Source organism: Citricoccus sp. NPDC079358, assembly GCF_040702545.1.
GTDB lineage: Bacteria > Actinomycetota > Actinomycetes > Actinomycetales > Micrococcaceae > Citricoccus.
Map to the genome: position 1 here is coordinate 253130 of NZ_JBFBLI010000004.1, position 16127 is coordinate 269256.

Annotated in this window: 13 protein-coding genes and 1 riboswitch; of the genes, 4 read left to right on the forward strand and 9 right to left on the reverse strand. The window is 70.4% G+C overall.

Annotated elements, in window-relative coordinates; all coding sequences use genetic code 11:
- Window positions 1-40: 40 nt before the first annotated feature.
- Both AB0333_RS07450 and AB0333_RS07455 read left to right on the forward strand, forming a co-directional pair.
- Window positions 41-724 (forward strand): TetR/AcrR family transcriptional regulator, encoded by a 684-nt coding sequence (locus tag AB0333_RS07450; protein ID WP_366218070.1) that lies wholly within the window; start codon window positions 41-43, stop codon window positions 722-724.
- On the forward strand, window positions 724-3210 hold the full coding sequence (locus AB0333_RS07455) for a YhgE/Pip domain-containing protein (RefSeq protein ID WP_366218071.1): 2487 nt from the start codon (window positions 724-726) through the stop codon (window positions 3208-3210). The genes AB0333_RS07450 and AB0333_RS07455 overlap by 1 nt, the downstream gene beginning before the upstream one ends.
- A 6-nt stretch (window positions 3211-3216) precedes the next feature.
- Here the strand turns inward: AB0333_RS07455 and AB0333_RS07460 are convergent, their stop codons facing one another.
- The 8 genes from AB0333_RS07460 to AB0333_RS07495 all read right to left on the reverse strand — a co-directional run bounded on the left by AB0333_RS07460 (window position 3217) and on the right by AB0333_RS07495 (window position 12776).
- On the reverse strand, window positions 3217-4536 hold the full coding sequence (locus tag AB0333_RS07460) for an LLM class flavin-dependent oxidoreductase (RefSeq protein ID WP_366218072.1): 1320 nt from the start codon (window positions 4534-4536) through the stop codon (window positions 3217-3219).
- Window positions 4533-6272 (reverse strand): ABC transporter ATP-binding protein, encoded by a 1740-nt coding sequence (locus AB0333_RS07465; RefSeq protein WP_366218073.1) that lies wholly within the window; start codon window positions 6270-6272, stop codon window positions 4533-4535. The genes AB0333_RS07460 and AB0333_RS07465 overlap by 4 nt, the downstream gene beginning before the upstream one ends.
- Window positions 6272-7198, reverse strand: a complete 927-nt coding sequence (locus tag AB0333_RS07470) for an ABC transporter permease (RefSeq protein WP_366218074.1) — start codon at window positions 7196-7198, stop codon at window positions 6272-6274. Before AB0333_RS07470 ends, AB0333_RS07465 begins: the two co-directional genes overlap by 1 nt.
- On the reverse strand, window positions 7195-8331 hold the full coding sequence (locus AB0333_RS07475) for an ABC transporter permease (protein WP_366218075.1): 1137 nt from the start codon (window positions 8329-8331) through the stop codon (window positions 7195-7197). The genes AB0333_RS07470 and AB0333_RS07475 overlap by 4 nt, the downstream gene beginning before the upstream one ends.
- On the reverse strand, window positions 8328-9971 hold the full coding sequence (locus tag AB0333_RS07480; protein ID WP_159553072.1) for an ABC transporter substrate-binding protein: 1644 nt from the start codon (window positions 9969-9971) through the stop codon (window positions 8328-8330). Before AB0333_RS07480 ends, AB0333_RS07475 begins: the two co-directional genes overlap by 4 nt.
- Window positions 9968-10747, reverse strand: a complete 780-nt coding sequence (locus tag AB0333_RS07485; RefSeq protein WP_366218076.1) for a class I SAM-dependent methyltransferase — start codon at window positions 10745-10747, stop codon at window positions 9968-9970. Before AB0333_RS07485 ends, AB0333_RS07480 begins: the two co-directional genes overlap by 4 nt.
- The gene (locus tag AB0333_RS07490) at window positions 10731-12077 is read right to left on the reverse strand and encodes an acyl-CoA dehydrogenase family protein (RefSeq protein WP_366218077.1); all 1347 of its coding nucleotides are present in this window, start codon (window positions 12075-12077) and stop codon (window positions 10731-10733) included. Before AB0333_RS07490 ends, AB0333_RS07485 begins: the two co-directional genes overlap by 17 nt.
- Window positions 12078-12132: 55 nt before the next feature.
- Window positions 12133-12247, reverse strand: a riboswitch (SAM riboswitch).
- A gap of 172 nt (window positions 12248-12419) precedes the next feature.
- Window positions 12420-12776: a DUF1801 domain-containing protein gene (locus AB0333_RS07495; RefSeq protein ID WP_366218078.1), complete on the reverse strand. Its 357-nt coding sequence runs from the start codon at window positions 12774-12776 to the stop codon at window positions 12420-12422.
- Window positions 12777-12935: 159 nt separating this feature from the next.
- On the opposite strand from AB0333_RS07495, the gene AB0333_RS07500 reads away from it, so the two are divergent.
- Together AB0333_RS07500 and AB0333_RS07505 are read left to right on the forward strand one after the other, a co-directional pair.
- Complete coding sequence (locus tag AB0333_RS07500; RefSeq protein WP_366218079.1) at window positions 12936-14060, forward strand: DNA alkylation repair protein; 1125 nt, start codon at window positions 12936-12938, stop codon at window positions 14058-14060.
- Window positions 14061-14140: 80 nt separating this feature from the next.
- Window positions 14141-14908 (forward strand): helix-turn-helix domain-containing protein, encoded by a 768-nt coding sequence (locus AB0333_RS07505; RefSeq protein WP_115932678.1) that lies wholly within the window; start codon window positions 14141-14143, stop codon window positions 14906-14908.
- Here AB0333_RS07505 and AB0333_RS07510 read toward each other — a convergent pair.
- The gene (locus AB0333_RS07510) at window positions 14863-16071 is read right to left on the reverse strand and encodes a globin domain-containing protein (RefSeq protein ID WP_115932677.1); all 1209 of its coding nucleotides are present in this window, start codon (window positions 16069-16071) and stop codon (window positions 14863-14865) included. The genes AB0333_RS07505 and AB0333_RS07510 overlap by 46 nt on opposite strands.
- Between the last annotated feature and the right edge of the window lie 56 nt (window positions 16072-16127).

The following is a 16127-nucleotide window of genomic DNA, read 5'->3' on the forward strand; positions in this document are numbered from 1 at the left end:
TGTAAACTTCGTCCCGAGCTGAAGGGCAAGGGAGGCATCGATGAACGATCGAGTGCAGGATGGACGGTCACTGGCACCGCTGGTGGATGCCGTCACGGCAATGCTGGACGAGGACTCCGACCCCGCCGCCCTCAACGTCGCGGACATCGCCCGCCGTGCCGGCGTCAGCCGCCCCACGTTCTACAAGTACTTCCGGGACGTCCCCGCCTTGGTCCGTGCGGCCGCGCTGCAGCGGATGGAGGCCACGTTCGAACGCGTGCCCGCGGTGGAGATCGGGGACACCTGGACCATCTTCGCCCGGGACACCTTCCAGACCCTGCTCACCGACCTGGCCGAGCGCCGCCGCTTCTACCTCTCGGCCATCGCCCTGAACCCCACGGACGTGGCCAGCGACTTCGTCCGCTACATCTCCCACCGGCTCCTGGCGCACTCCCCCCTCGGCCCGATCATCCACCGCCGCAAAGGCCCGGACACCGCCGCCGAGCGCGCGGAGTTCCTCGCCGCCGGCACGGTCTGGCTGGTGCAGCAATGGCTGGCCTCCTCCACCGACCCGCTCGGCGAGGTCCCAGAGATGGTCGAGCGCCTCTCCGCCCTGCTCCTGTCCAGCTCGGGCGCCACGGAGCAGGAGATCGCCACGGTCCGCTCGGCCTCACCGGCTCCCATCACCTTCTCCACACACCCCGGCACGACGCCGGCCGGCTCCTCCCCGGAAGGGATCGCCTGATGGCGCAGCACCAGAACCACAAGCCCACCTTCCGGCTGCGGAACAGCACCACGCCGTGGCCGAGTCCCGGCGCGCACCACTCTGCCGCCGAGGACCTCCAGCCCACGAAGGCCGGGACGTCAGCGCTCCGGAAGTACGGTCCCATGGCCTGGTTCGGCGTGATCCTGCTGGCCCTGGCCATCATCCCGTCCCTGTACTCAGGACTGCTCACCGGCTCCAACATGGACCCGACGGGTCACCTCGATGCGGTGCCGGCCGCCGTCGTGAACCTGGACGAGCCGGCTGAATCCCAGGGCGAGACCATCCACCTGGGCGAGGACCTGACCGAGGAACTGGTGCACCCGGCCGAGGACGCGGACAACCTGGACTGGCAGCCCATGGATGAGTCCGAGGCACAGACCGCCCTGGAGTCCGGGGACGTGCTGGCCGTGCTGACCATCCCGGGGCAGTTCTCCGCGCACGCGGCCGGGCTGTCCACGGGCGAGGCGGCGGACGCGGAGCAGTCCACCCTGCGTATGCAGACCAATGACGGCGCGAACATCATCATGGGCACCATCGCGAAGACCATCGGCGAGACCGCGTCCAGCACGGTGGCCCAGGGCATCGGCGAGGAGTACGTGAAGAACGTCCTGCTGGGTTTCACCGAGGTGCATGACGGCATGCAGGAGGCCGCCGACGGCGCCGGGCAGGTGGCCGAAGGTGCGCATGATGCCGAGAGCGGCGCCGGAGACCTGGTGGTCGGGATCGACCAGCTGGCGGACGGCTCCGTCACCCTGGACAGCGGGGCCCAGCAGCTCGCCGAGGGAGCGGCCGCCGCCAACGCGGGCAGTCAGGACCTCGCCCAGGGCGCCTCCTCGGCGAACGACGGCGCGCAGCAGCTCAGCTCGGGGCTGGACCAGATGCGGTCCCAGACCGAGTCCCTGCCCAGCCAGACCCAGGCCCTGGCGGACGGGGCCGGGAAGGTGGCGGCCGGCGTCGGGCAATTGGACCAGGGGGTCACCGCCCTCGAGGACACCGCGGGCACCCTCTCGGGCGGAGCCGGGCAGTTCGCCTCGGGAGTGGACGAGGCCGTGGCCGGCGCGCAGCAGCTGCGGGACAGCGCGGGCGCGGTGGTGACCGGCGTGCAGCAGGTGCAGGGCGATGCGGGCACAGTGGAGGAGCGGATCGCGAACCTGCAGGCCGCCTACGATTCGATGACCGACGAGCAGCGCCAGGCCGCCCTCACCGAGCTGGCCGACGGCGCGGGGCAGGTCACGGCCGGCGCCGAACAGGCCGCGGCCGGGGCGTCCACGGTGAACGAGGGGCTCGGCGGGATCGTCGGGGACACCTCCTCCGGCACGGGGCTGACCGGCCTGCAGGACCGCGTGGACGAAATCGCCTCTGCGGCGTCCACGGCCACCACCACGGTCTCCGAGGTGGCGGACAATATCCACACGCTCTCGGACGGCGCCGACCAGGTGGCCGCGGGAGCGCAGACCCTGGCGGACAGCTCCGGCGCGTTGACGGACGGGATCTCCACGGCCGCCACCGGAGCGCAGACGCTGGCCGACGGCACCTCGCAGCTGAGCGACGGCGCTGGCCAGCTGGCCTCGCAGATGCCGGCACTGGCCTCCGGTGCGCAGGAACTGGCCGCGGGCAGTTCCGAGCTGTCCTCCGGACTCGCCACCGCCGATGACGGTTCACGCGAGCTTGCCTCCGGGTTGGGGGAATTGTCCGATGGCTCCGGCCAGCTGTTCACATCCCTGCGGGACGGCACGGCGGACGTACCGAGCTACACGGATCAGGACGCCTCGAGCATCGGCTCCGTGGCCGCCCTGCCGGTGAGCGCGGACATGGAACGCACCAACGAGGTCCCCTCCTACGGCTACGGACTGGCCCCGTACTTCATGGCCCTGGCCCTGTGGGTGGGCGCCCTGGGGTACTTCCTGATGCGCCCGGCCGTCCGCGAGACCATGATCGCCGAGCGCAAACCCCTGTGGCGCGTGATGCTGCGCTCGGCCGCGTTGCCCGCGCTGATGGGCGTGGTGCAGTCCCTGCTGATGGTCTCGGTGATCGTGTTCGGCCTGGACATGATGCCGGCGAACGCCTGGGGGCTGGCGGGCTTCGCCGTGCTGACCTCGGTGACGTTCATGGCCATCAACCAGGGGCTGGTCGCGCTGCTGGGACCACCCGGGCGCTTCTTCGCCCTGATGCTGATCGTGCTGCAGCTCTCGGCCGCCGGCGGCACCTATCCCGTTCAGACCGCGCCCGCGTTCTTCCAGGCGATCCACCCCTGGCTGCCGATGACCTACGCGGTGGAGTCCTTCCGGTCGTTGATCGCCGGCGGGACGATCGGCGTGGGCCAGGGGATCACGGTGATGCTGATCTGGATGGGCGTCGCGGTGGTGATGCTGGCGGTGGCCGTGGCGCTCAAGGGCGTCAAGGCGCGTCAGGCCACCTCCGCCTCGGGTCGGCCCGAGGGGCAGGCTGCGGTGGCCACGGCCTGACCCGCCTCAGCGGCGCCCCACCAGGTCCGCCGGCGAGTCCACGGGCAGCCCCAGGTGCCCGCGCAGGGTGCTGGACGCGTACTCGTGCCGGAAGACCCCTCGCCTGCGCAACTCCGGCACCACGTGGTCCACGAAGATCTCCGCCCCGGAGGGGAAGGTGTCCGGCATGATGTTGAAGCCGTCCCCCGCCCCCGCCAGGAACCACTCCGTCAGCGTCGCCGCGATCTGCTCCGGTGTGCCGACGGCCAGCCGGTGACCGCTGCGGATCCTCCGGGTGAGCTGCCGGGGTGTCAGGTTCTCCTTCCGGGCGAGGTTGAGCTGTGCCTCGAGGAATCCGTGGCTGGTGCGCACGGAGTCGCTGGGTTCCGGGAACTTCTCCCAGGGCAGGGGCCGGTCCAGGTCGAGTTCCCGGGCGTCGATCCCGAGACGCCCGGCGATCAGCCCGAGCTCCTGGTCCAGAGACAGGTGGGAGTCGAGCTCATCGGCCTTCCGGTGCGCCTCCTCCTCCGTGGAGCCGATCACGGTGGAGAGCCCCGGCATGATCTTCAGGGTCTCGGGGTCCCGGCCGAAGCCCGCGGCACGCCGCTTCATCTCCCGGGAGAAGGCGATGCCGTCCTCAAGGGTCGTCTGGGTGGTGAAGATGGCGTCGGCGTGCTTCGCACCGAGGTTCTTACCGCCCTCGGACGAGCCGGCCTGGACGATCACCGGCCGGCCCTGTGGGGTGAGCGGGAGCGTCCCGGCCCCCTCCACGGAGAAGAACTCCCCCCGATGCTCCACGGGGTGCACCAGGTCCCGGGTGCCGTCCGCCCGCTCCACCGCGTCCGGCTCCCAGCTTCCCCAGAGCCGGGTCACCACGTCCACGAACTCGTCGGCGCGGCGGTAGCGATCGGAGTGGAACGCGGCACCATCCTGGCCGAAGTTGCGGGCCGCGGCATCGCCGGCGGTGGTGACGGCGTTCCAGGCCGCTCGGCCGCCGCTGATGTGGTCCAGCGAGGAGATCCTGCGGGCCAGGTTGTAGGGGTGGTTGTAGGACGTGGAGGCGGTGGCGATGACCCCGATCCGCTCGGTGGCGGCCGCCACAGCCGTCAGCAGGACGATGGGATCCAGCTTCCCCGTAGGTTGGGCCGGATCCCCCTGGAAGGCGGGGCCGTCCGCCAGGAAGATGGCATCCAGGGTGCCGCGCTCGGAGATCTTCGCGATGTCGGTGAAGTACTCGACATCCGTCGTGGCGGTGGCGGGCACCTCGCCGTACTGACGGGCGGCCGCGTGGCCGCCCAGCCCCAGGATGTTCATGCCGATGCTCATCTGCCGTGATTGCCGGGTCATGGGGTCCTCTCTCTTTCGGACTGGTCCTGCGCCGAATTGGAGCAGGTCACGTGCGTGGACTTTCCGGATGCTCGTGGCACGGCGTCGATGAGCGCCCGCGTGGAGGGCTGGGTGGATTCCTCGAAGACCTCCCGCACCGGGCCGGACTCCACGACCGCACCGCGCTCGAGCACCGTGACCGAGTCGGCCACTTGCCGGATCAAGCTCAGATCGTGGGAGATCAACAGGAACGTCAGGCCGTACTGGTCGCGGATATCGAAGAGCAGGTCCACGATCTGTGCCTGCACCGTCACGTCCAGGGCGGACGTCGGCTCGTCCAGCACCAGGACCGAGGGCGAGAGCACGAGAGCTCGCGCGATGGCCACCCGCTGGCGTTGGCCGCCGGAGAGCTGGCTGGCCTTGCGCCGCCAGAGGTCGTGACCGAGGCCCACGCGATCCAGCATCCTCTGGGCCTGCTCCAGCGCCTCCCGGCGTCCGAGTCCGCGGATCCGCAGAGGCTCGGCCACGAGCCGTTCCACCGGGATGCGGGGGTTCAGGGCCGAGAGCGGATTCTGGTAGACGAGTTGCAGCCGTTCCGGGGAGGAGTTCACCACCCCGGGCGTCCGCCCCAGCCGCTCACCGAACACCTCGATCTCGCCGCCGTCGAACCCGGTCAGGCCGGCGACGATCCGGGCGATGGTGGTCTTTCCCGACCCCGATTCGCCGACGAGCGCGTGGATCTCCCCGGCCGCTACCTCGAAGCCCACGTGGTCCACGGCGCGGACGCCGGGCACGAAGGACTTGGACAGGGCGCGGACGCTGATGCCCGGTCCCCCGGGATCGCTGCCAGCGGCGGCGCTTCTCCGTCCATCCGCCGCCTCGGCGAGCCGGTCAGCGTACTTGTCCGGGTTGAGGGCGGGTACGTCGGAGAACAGTTGCCGCGTGTACTCGTGGACGGGACGGTGCAGAACCTCGTTCACCGTCCCCTGCTCCACCACGCGGCCGTGCCGCAGCACCACCACGCGGTCCGCCCGCTCCGCCGCCAGTGACAGGTCATGGGTCACGAGGATCAGCGTCAGCGAGAACTCGCGCTGCAGGGAGGTCAGCAGGTCCAGGATCCTCTTCTGCACCGTGACGTCCAGGGCGGAGGTGGGCTCGTCCGCGATCAGGACCTCGGGCCGGCCCGCGAGGGCACTGGCGATCAGCACGCGCTGGAGCTGGCCGCCGGACAGCTCGTGCGGGTAGGACCGGTAGCGGTGCGCGGCGTCGAGGATGCCCACGTGCTCCAGCAGCTCCAAGGCCGCCCGCGCCGCCTCGGTGGAGCCCACGCCGCGGGCCTGCACCACGGACTCCGCGATCTGCTGGCCCACCGGCATCAAGGGGTCCAGGGAGCCCAGGGGGTCCTGGGGGACGTAGCCGAGGACAGTTCCCCGCAGCGGCCGCCACTGCCGGTCCGTCAGCGAGGTCACGTCCCGGCCGCCCAGCGTGAGCCGCCCGGCCTCGATCCGTCCGTTGTCCGGCAGCAGCCCGGCCAGCGCGGAGACCACGGAGCTCTTGCCGGAACCGGACTCGCCCACCAGGGCAATGGTCTCCCCGCGGGGAACCGTGAAGGACACGTCCTCCACGCCGGTGGTGCGCCCCTGGGGCGAGCTGTAGGTCAGGTGCAGGCCGTGGACCTCGGCGACGAACGGCCCGGCGTCCGCCGCCTCGACAGGGACGGTCGCCGCGGACCGGGCCAGGGTGGTGGTAAGTGTCATCAGGAGAACTCCTTTCTGAGCCGCGCCGCGAGGCGCTGCAGGTGGGACAGCGAGAGGACGGTCAGGACGATGGCGAGTCCGGGACCGATCAACAGCCAGGGGGCGGACATCAGGTACTGCCGCCCCTCGGAGACGAGCAGGCCCCACTCCGGTTGCGGCGGTACCGCGCCGAAGCCGAGGAAGCTCAGTGCGGAGATCCAGATGATGGCCCCGCCGAACTGCAGGGGGATCAGCGTCAGGACTGGGCCCAGGGAGTTCGGCAGGATGTGGTGGACGAGCGTGCGCGCCCGGCCCGAGCCCTGGTGCTGCGCGGCCTCCACGAACGCCGAGTTTCGGATGCGCAGGACCTCTGAGCGGGTGATTCGGGCGAAGTTCGCGATGGAGGAGATCCCCACGGCGATGGCCGCGTTGATGGCTCCGAAGCCGAGGGCCACGATGACCACCATGGACAGCAGCAGCCCCGGGACGGACAGCAGCACATCCACGATCCGGCTGACCAGGGCGTCCACCCAGCCGCCGAGGTACCCGGCGAGGAGGCCGAGGACGATTCCCCCGGCCAGCCCCACGGTGACGGCCACCGCCGAGGCCGAGAACGTGGTGGTGGTCCCGAAGACCAGCCGTGAGGCCAGGTCCCGGCCGAGGTAGTCCGTGCCGAGCAGGTGCGCGGCTCCCGGTGCTTCGAGGATCTGCCCCGCCCCAGCCTCCAGGGGGTCGTAGGAGGTCAGGAGCGTGGGTGCGGCCACGGCGATGAGCAGTCCCAGGACGAAGAGTCCGGACAACCAGTCCGCGGGCCGCAGCGTGCGCAGCACCGCCCGGACGCGCTGGCGGCCGGTCTGCCCCGGGGCCAGCCGGGAGTCGCCGTCCGACTCCGGGGAGCGTCCGTCCCGGGGCGCGAGGACGCCGGCGGTCGGCAGGGAGGTGGTCATGACGTTCCTTTCGGGAGACTGACATTCGGGTCACCGGGAGGACCCGCTGGACGGCGCGCCGGACGCCGGGCCACCCGGGACTCCGTGATCACGATGCGGGGGTCGATCAAGGGATAGATGAGGTCGGCGATCAGGTTGACCACCGAGTACAACGCGGCCACGAACAGCACCACGGCCAGCACCACCGGCGAGTCCTGCGAGCGCACGGCCTGTTCCGTCACCAGGCCGAGCCCCGCCCGGTTGAAGACGGACTCCACGATCACCGAGCCGGCGATCAGGTCCGCGATCGTGAGGGCGAGCAGGGTCAGCGCCGGAATGGAGCCGTTGCGCAGCAGGTGCCGGCCGATGATCCGCGAGCGCGACAGGCCCTTGGCTTTGAGCACCTTGACGAAAGGCTGGTCGTTCGCCTCGCCGAGACCCTGGATCAGCACCTGCGTGACGGAGGGGCTCACCGCGATGCCGAGGGTCAACGCCGGCAGGATCAACCCCGCGGGACCGTCGGTGTCCAGGGCGGAGACCCAGCCGAGCTGGTAGGAGAACAACTGCAGCAGGAACAGCCCCACCAGGAAGCTGGGCGTGGACAGTGCCAGGGAGGGGTAGACGTTGAGGGCGGCCCGCACGGCCGCCGAACGGCTGAACACGGCGAAGACGGCCACCAGCGTGGCGATGAGCACGGCGATCCCGAATGCCACGAGGGCCAGCAGCAGGGTGGATCCGATGCCCTGGGCGAAGAGGTCTCCCACAGCCCGGCCGGTGCCCAGCGAGTAGCCGAGGTCCCCCTGGAACAGCCGGCCGAGGGTGATGAGGAACTGCTCCACGGCGGACAGGTCCAGGTTGTAGTACTCGATGATGACCTGGGCTTGTTCCGGTGGAACCGGGTTCTGCGGGTTCTCCAGGCGGTTGCGGACCGGGTCCCCCGGCAGCGCGAAGAGCACCCAGTAGGTCAGCAGGTACACCAGGGCCACCACCAGCAGCGCGTGTCCCGCGCGCCCGGCCACGTACCGTCTCATGCCGTGCCCGACGCGCGGTCGCCAGGCTCGGGGCGAGGCGGCGGTTCCCGAGGCATCGGCCTCGTCCTCCGGGGAGACGGTGCTTCCCGGTGCGGCGGGGTGCTCCCGGACCCCGGCCGTCACTTCTCCTCCGTCCAGGCGCCGTAGAACAGCGGGCGGGCCTCGGCGCTGAAGCCGAAGTCGTGGACGGTGGGCTGCACCGCGAAGATCTGGGAGTCCTTGATCAGCGGCACGCTGTAGGCCTCATCGATCACGTGGTCCTGGAGATCACCGAGGATCTCCTCGCGTTCGGCGGGGTCCGTCTCCGTGGCCTGGGCCTCGAAGAGCTCCTCCAGCTTCGCGTCCCCGGAGGGCAGGGCGAATCCGTTGGTCCCCTCCGGGTCCCAGGAGGTCCTCAGGGTGGCCCACGGGGCCGGGTAGGGCCACCCGGAGCGAGTGGCCGCCACGTCCTCCGCGGCGTAGGCGGCCGAGACCTGCGAGTAGTCGGCGTCCCGCAGTTCGAGGTTGATGCCCAGCTCCTTCAGCTGGGCCTGGACCAACTGGTACAGCGGGCGGGCGGTGCTGTCATAGACGTCGATCACCGTGATCAGGTGCAGCTGCTCGCCGTCCTTGACCCGGTACCCCTCGGCATCACGTTCCGTGTAGCCGGCCTCGTCCAGCAGCTGGTTGGCGTGGTCCGGATCGTACTGCAGGGTCTCGCTCGCATCCTGGAACCCGAAGGCGTCCTCGGTGACGATGCTCTGCGCCACGTCCCAGTTCTCCGTGTAGAGGTCCTCGACGATGCGCTCCCGGTCGATCCCGTCCCGGATCGCCTGCCGGACCCGGACGTCCTGCAGGGCGGGGATCTGCTGCTTCAGGATCCACTGGTTGGTGGCCCCCAGCCCCTGGGCGGAGATGATCTGGGCCCCCTGCTCCGCAAGCTGGGTCTCGTCACTGGGCTGGATGTAGCGGATGGCGTCCGCCTGCCCGGAGCGGAAGGTGCCGATGCGCACGGTGTCATCCGTGACGGCGCGGACCACCACCCGGTCCAGGTAGGCCTCCCCCTCGTGGCCGACGCCCTCGGGCGCCCAGTCGTAGCCCTCACGCTTGGCGAAAACGATCTCCTCGCCGTACTTCTCGCTCTCCACCACGAAGGGGCCGCTGCCGATGAGCCCGGTGATCTGCTGCTGCTCCTCCAGTGAGGCCTCGATGGTGGCATCGGCCACGAGGGAGGCGGACCAGCCCGAGAGGACGTCGAGGAACTCGGCGTACGGGTGCTCCAGGGCCACCGTCACGGTGTCCCCCTCCGATTCCACGGACTCGACCGCGGGGAACTGGTTGTTCGGCTGGATGCCCTTGGCCTCGTCCCCGTCGGCCTGCCACTGGAGGTTGCGTTGCACGCTCGCCGCGTCCAACGGCGTCCCGTCCGAGTAGGTCACCCCCGGGCGGATGGTGAACTCGTAGGTCAGGCCGTCCTCGGAGACGTCCCAGGACTCGGCGATGTACGGGAGCAGTTCCCCGGTCTCCGGGTCCTTCCAGACGAGCCGGTCGGTGACGTTCTCCACGTAGGCACTGTCCTGCCACGTCCCGGCGCCCTGGAGCTGGGTGGAGCGGGAGGCCTCGGCGTCGAGGTACGTCAGGGTGCCCCCCTCCTTCTCCACGGGTCCGGTGGAGGCCGTCTGACCGGCCGGGCTGCAGGCGGCGAGGGCCAGGGCCAGGGGCGCCGCGGCCAGCCACAGCGTGGTCCGGCGGGATGTTCTGGCGGGATGGTTCTGGGTGGTCATGACTGGTTCTCCCCGGTGATGGTGGGTTGGCGTGCTTCGATGAGGTGCCGTGTCGAATGGGTGATGAACGGCCCGTGGGTCTGGATGTGGTCATGCAGGTCCTTCAGCCGACATCGGTGGTGCGCCACGGTGAATCCGGGCACCCACCAGATGACCTTGCGCAGCAGGTAGACCACGGCGGCCACGTCATGGATCTCGATCCTCAGCCGAGCCCTGCGGAGGTCGACGACCTCCAGTCCTGCCGCCCGCGCGTCGTCCGCCTCCGCCTCCGGGTCCCGCACGTGGCGGGCGCCCGGCTGGGGGCCGAGGAAGAACTCGATGAGTTCGAACGCGCTGGCCGGGCCCACGTGCTGGGCGAGGTACGTGCCCCCGGGCTTCAGGACCCGGGCGATCTCCTCCCACCAGAGGCTCGCGGGGTGCCGGCTGGTGACCAGGTCGAAGGCCGCATCGGCGAACGGCAGCGGCGGCTCATCCGGGTCCGCCACCACCACCACGCCGCGGGGGTGGAGCCGGGCGCTGGCCCGTGCGAGGTTCGGCGGCCAGGACTCCGTGGCCACGGCGGTCGGTGGGAACGTCTCGGCCTGCGCCAGGACCTCCCCGCCGCCGGTCTGGATGTCCAGGGAGGCGGAGGCGTCCCGGAGCTGACGGGCGAGCTGGCCGGCGTAGCCCCACGGAGGCCGTTCCTCTGTGGCCCGGCCCTGCAGCCAGGAGAAGTCCCACCCGGTCACGTCCGCGGATTCGCCGGCCTCGAGCAGTTCCTCAAAGGTGGCGGCCATGGTCAGCGTCACCCCGACCGGCATTGCCTGCTGGCCCGGCTTGGCCCTCTGGGGCCTCCTGGGCGTCCTGGCCCTCCTGGACTGCCGGGGCGCCCGCCGGCCCCTTGCCGCCCCAGAGCGCGAACTCGCCGGTCAGCAGGTACTCGCCGACCGCCCGGGCCCGGTACTTCGCGGGGTTGTGGCTGGCGATGGTGCGGGCGTTGCGCCAGTGCCGGTCCAGGCTCCGGCTGGTGCTCGTGGCCGAGGCCCCGCCCACCTCGAAGATCTCGGTGGTGGCCCGCTGCACCAGCTCAAGGACCACCAGCTGCGCCTGGAATACCTCCCGGGCCAACTGTGCGGATTCCTCCGCCAGGGACGCCACCTCATCCTGAGTGCCTTCCCGGGCCCCGTCGGCGGCCTTCCGCGCATACGCGTCCAGCGCCGCCACCTGCCCCAGCACGATCAGCCGGGCGGCGTGGGCCTTGGCGGCGACCTCCCCGACCACGGTCTGGACCACGTCCTCCTCCCGGGGCGCCAGCTCGCCCCGGTGGGCGAAGGTCCGCCGCCGGGGGCGGACATAGTCCATCGCGTCCTGCACCGCCGACTGGGCCACTCCTGCCGCCACCAGGAGCAGGATCACCTGGAAGAGCCCGACCCCGAACCCGGCCTGCGGATCCTCCGGCTCGAAGGCGCGGATGTCCTGTGGGTCCACGGGCACGTCGGTGAGGGTGAGGCCGCCGCTGGCGGTCAACTGTTGGCCGAAGCCGTCCCAGTCGTCCGCCACCCGCACCCCGTGGTGGGAGGCGTCCACCAGCACCGAATGCCGCGTCTCCCCTCGGACCGCGGACAGGGAGATCCAATCCGCGTAGATGCTGCCGGTGGTGTAATACTTCGTACCGGTGACGGTCCACCGCCCGCCGCGCTCCTCCAGCCGGGTGGTGATCTCCGTCAGCTCGTTGCGCTCCGAGGCAGCATTGCCGATCAGCGCCCCCGCACCGATCCGACGCAGCCACTGATCGCGGTGGTTCCCGGGGGGCCTCAGCAGCAGCCGCTCCAAGAAGGCGATGTGGCCGCGCAGCAAGTGCGCGACGTTCGAATCGGCCGCGGCCAGGTCCACCAGCAGGGCAGCGAATTCGCTCAACCCCACGCCTCGGCCTCCGAACTCGAGGGGGACCCGCAGCGCGGTGAAGCCCGTCTGCTTCAGCTCCTCCACCACCAGGAACGGCAACTCCCGAGACCGCTCGCGCTCCACGGCACCCGCGCGGATACGGGAGAACAGGGGTGCGAACTCGGCGCGGATCTCCTCGGCGCTCGCACGGGCCGGCGCCGGGGTAGGTGAAACAGTGGTCATGGGTGCCCTCTCGGATGGCCTCGCCGAGCAGCGATCATCCAGGGATGTCTTCGGCAGGCTGTACTTGCCGGTCACCGCTGCGGGCCGGCCGAATCATCACCTGGTGCACCCCACCACAGCGAGAGGGTTGCAGTCCGGCCAGCCAGGGCTTCGCACCGGAACTCGTGATTCTGGGGACGAGGCTACGAACTCACGGTCCTGTCCGCATCACCTGATTAATCTGACGACTTCTACGCTCCGGTGTGCGCGAAGACCGCCGAGACCACGCCATAGGTCGTCATGGGAGGTCATCTCTTCATGACCTGGCCTGCCACGTCGTCCGAAACCGGCCAGGCTGAGCCCTCAGGCCTCGGCCTCCTGGCGCGAAGCCCGCGCCAGCCGTTCGACGAGCTCGTCCGGGATCGGCTTGCGCGGCGAGAAGGTGATGCCGGTCTTGGTCGCCTTGAGGCCGGCGGCCGCGATGTCATCGGCATGTGCGGAGAGGGCGCCCGGCAGGAGATACAGCCCGCACTGCTTGCTGAACGCCGCATAGCTCGCGACGACCGTGCCACCGATGCTGAACCCCGGCATGTTGTAGGCCACCATCTCCTCCGCCTCCGGCAGAGTGCGGGCCAGGATCGAGCGTAGGCGCTGCAACTCCGGCCGGAACGGCTCGGGTGCCGCTGCGATGTAGGCGTCGTGGTCGGCGATCGTCGTCATGGGCGTGCCTCGCTCCTGGTGTTGTCAGTGGTCCAGATTCTCGCTCCCGGAATCCCGGGCCGTCCATGGTCCTGTGGCCGAACGCCCGCCCGGGTCACATCTGCCTGGCTGCTTCGGGTCGGTCCCCTGCGCCGGACCCCGCCCGGCGATAATGATCGCATGCCTTCCGCTGACGAGCTCCTGGGTGCACGCGCCGCCACCGCACTGACCCGTTCCATCCGGCGGGTCGTGCCGGGGACGGACCTGCATTCGTTGCCCCGAGCCGCGGAGTCGCTCGACGGCCTCGCCCTCCGCGAGCGCGCGGACCTGCTACGGGAGGCTCTCCTGGTCGACCTCCCGGGCGACTATCAGTCACTCGCCCACGTCATCCGTCAGGCGCGGGACAGCAGCTCGGATTTCTCCGGCTGGCTCATCTGGCCGGTCACCGGTGCGGTCGCCGCCCGGGCCGTCCAAGAGAACACCGCAGCAGCGTTCACGGACGCCATGGCCCTCCTGGCAGAACTCACGGGCCGGCTCACCTCGGAGTTCTCCCTCCGCACCCTCCTGCGTCACGACCTGGACCGAGGACTGGCGATCATCGCCGTGTGGACGGATTCCGCGGACGAGCACATCAGACGCCTGGCCAGCGAGGGCACCCGCCCCTACCTCCCCTGGGCGGTGCGCATCCCGGCCATCACCGCCCATCCCGGCGTGACCGTGCCCCTCCTCGAGGCTCTGTACCGGGATCCCAGTGAGTACGTCCGGCGTTCGGTGGCCAACCACCTCAACGACCTCAGCCGGGATGCCCCGGACCTCGTTGTCTCGACGGCCCAGCGATGGCTGGCGGACCCTGGTCCGCAGACGCCTGCGCTGGTACGCCACGGTCTGCGGACCCTCCTCAAGAACGGCCACCCAGGGGCACTGGACCTGCTCGGATTCGGGCCCGTGTCCGTCGACATTGACGGGCCGCATCTCACCGAGGCCCGGGTGCCCTGGGGCGGAGAGGTCCGCTTCACCGCGGTGGTGCGCAACGTCGGCCCGGAGCCCGCTCGTCTCGCCATCGACTACGTGATCCACCATCGCAAGGCCAACAGCACCCTCAGCACCAAGGTCTTCAAGCTGACCACCCGGACCCTCCAGCCCGGAGAGGAGATGGCCGTGAACCGGTCGCACTCCTTCCGGGCGATCACCACCCGCCGCTACCATCCCGGTGGCCACGCGGTCGCCCTGCAGGTCAACGGGATCTCCACCCTTCCGGTGCCCTTCGAACTGTTACCCGCGGATCAGGCCCTCAGCCTTTCTTGAGGACCCGGGAGGCCAGGTGGACCCTTGGCACCCGTCTCGGAGCCGTTTATCCGGGTGCCGCCGCTCAGTATCATGGGAGCATGCCGCGGCGGGTGGAGGACTTTCGGGGGCTCACACAGAGGAGCCGATTGCGGCTGCTGCACGCGGTGCAGCGCCTCCCGGGCCGGCTCCTGCAGGAGCTCGCCGAGGAGACCGGCCTGCCGCTGAACACCGCCCGCGACCACCTCCGGGTCTTGGAGGGTGAGGGGCTCGTCGCCAGGGCTCCCGTCGAGACCGGCCGGCGGGGCCGGCCCCCGAACGGATACTCCCCCGTACGCCGCACCGAGCACAGCCTCGTGGCGGAGCAGCGAGCCCGGGCGGCCCAGGAACGGGGCGAGGTCCTGCGCGGCCTGGATCCGGAACTCGACCACCGCGACGTCCTCGGCGACGAGGCGGTGCACCAGCTCGACGCCCTCTACGAGCACCTGGAGGACGCCGGCATGGAGCCCGAGGTCGACGAGCGTGACCTGACGATCGGCCTGTTGCCCTGCCTGTACGAAGAGATGATCGACGCTGAACGGCCGGCGGTCTGTTCCGTGCACGCCCGGCTCGTGCGGGACCAGCTTGAACAGGTCCCGGGACCGCTGGAGTTGCGCCGCCTGCATCCCTTCGTCGGCCCCGAGCGCTGCGTGCTTGTGCTCGGACGCCACGGCGAGGCGGCGCCGTCGTCGCGCCCCGGCGGTGTCGAGGCCGATCGCGACGATGCTGAACTGGAGCGGGCGGCCGTGCGGGCGCTGCGGGCGCTGCCCCCTGAAGACGGGGATCAGGCGGGCGACTGCGCCCAGAGGTCCGGACCGAACACCTCGTAGTGGATGTTCTCGCTCGGCACGCCCTGCTCGATCAGCGCACGCCGGGCACTCTGCATGAACGGCAGCGGTCCGCACATGAACACCTTCGCTTGCTCGGGCAGTTCGACGTCGGACAGGTCCATGAATCCGGACTTCGCCGGATACAGCGTCGGCGCAGTCTCGGCGTCCTTCCGGTACCAGTTCTGGGCCCGCGCGTCCGGCATGGCAAGCACCTGCCGGCGCAGACCGCTATACAGGGCGTGGTGCACGTGGGACTTGTCGGCGTGGAAGAGCCGCACGGTGCGTCCGGGCTGCCGACGCGAGAGGTCCTCCATGATCGCCGCCACCGGGGTGATGCCGATGCCCGCGGAGACCAGCACCAGCGGGGTGTCGGATTCGTCGAGCACCACATCACCTGCGGGTTGCGAGACGTCGAGGACCGTCCCCGGTTGCGCGTTCTCGTGCAGCCAGCCGGAGACCTGGCCGTCCGGTGCGCCGTCCACACCGTGCACGCGCTTGATCGTCACGCGCAGCGAGTCGCCCCGGGGTCCGGAGGAGATCGTGTACTGCCGCGGCTGGCGGCGCCCGCCCGGCAGGTCGACGGCGATTGCCACGTACTGTCCCGTCCGGTGGGCGGGGACTTGCCCCTCCACCGGGGACAGCAGCAACGAGAAGACCTCCTCGGACTCCTCGAAGCGCTCCACCACCCGGTAGTGGCGCCACGGGTGTTGAGGGTCGGTCCCGCCCTCGGCGTAGAGCTTTCCCTCCTCGGCGATCAGGGAGGTGGCGAAGAGCCAGTAGACCTCGTCCCAGGCCGCCGCCACCGCGGGCGTGACCGCCTCGCCGAGCACCTTCTGCACCGCCCCGAGCAGGTAGCGGCCGACGATCGTGTACTCGGGGGCGGTGATGCCGAGTGAGACGTGCTTGTGTGCGATGCGCCGCATCACCGGCGTGAAGTCCGGCGCCTCGGGATCCAGCAGGTGCACCGCGAACGCCACCACCGAGGCCGCCAGCGCCTTCGGCTGTTCACCGATGGCCTGGTTCGCCTGGTTGAACACGTTGAGCAGCTCGGGATGGGCGGCGAACATGTCCGCATAGAAGACCTTGCTGATCTCTTCGGCGTGCTCTGCGACGACACTCGCCGTCTGGGCCACCACGGCTTCGGAATTTGCAGACAATCTCACGGGGTGCCTCTTCTTCTGGGTCGATGCGGAACTGCGTGACCCTCTGATCGTGGCTC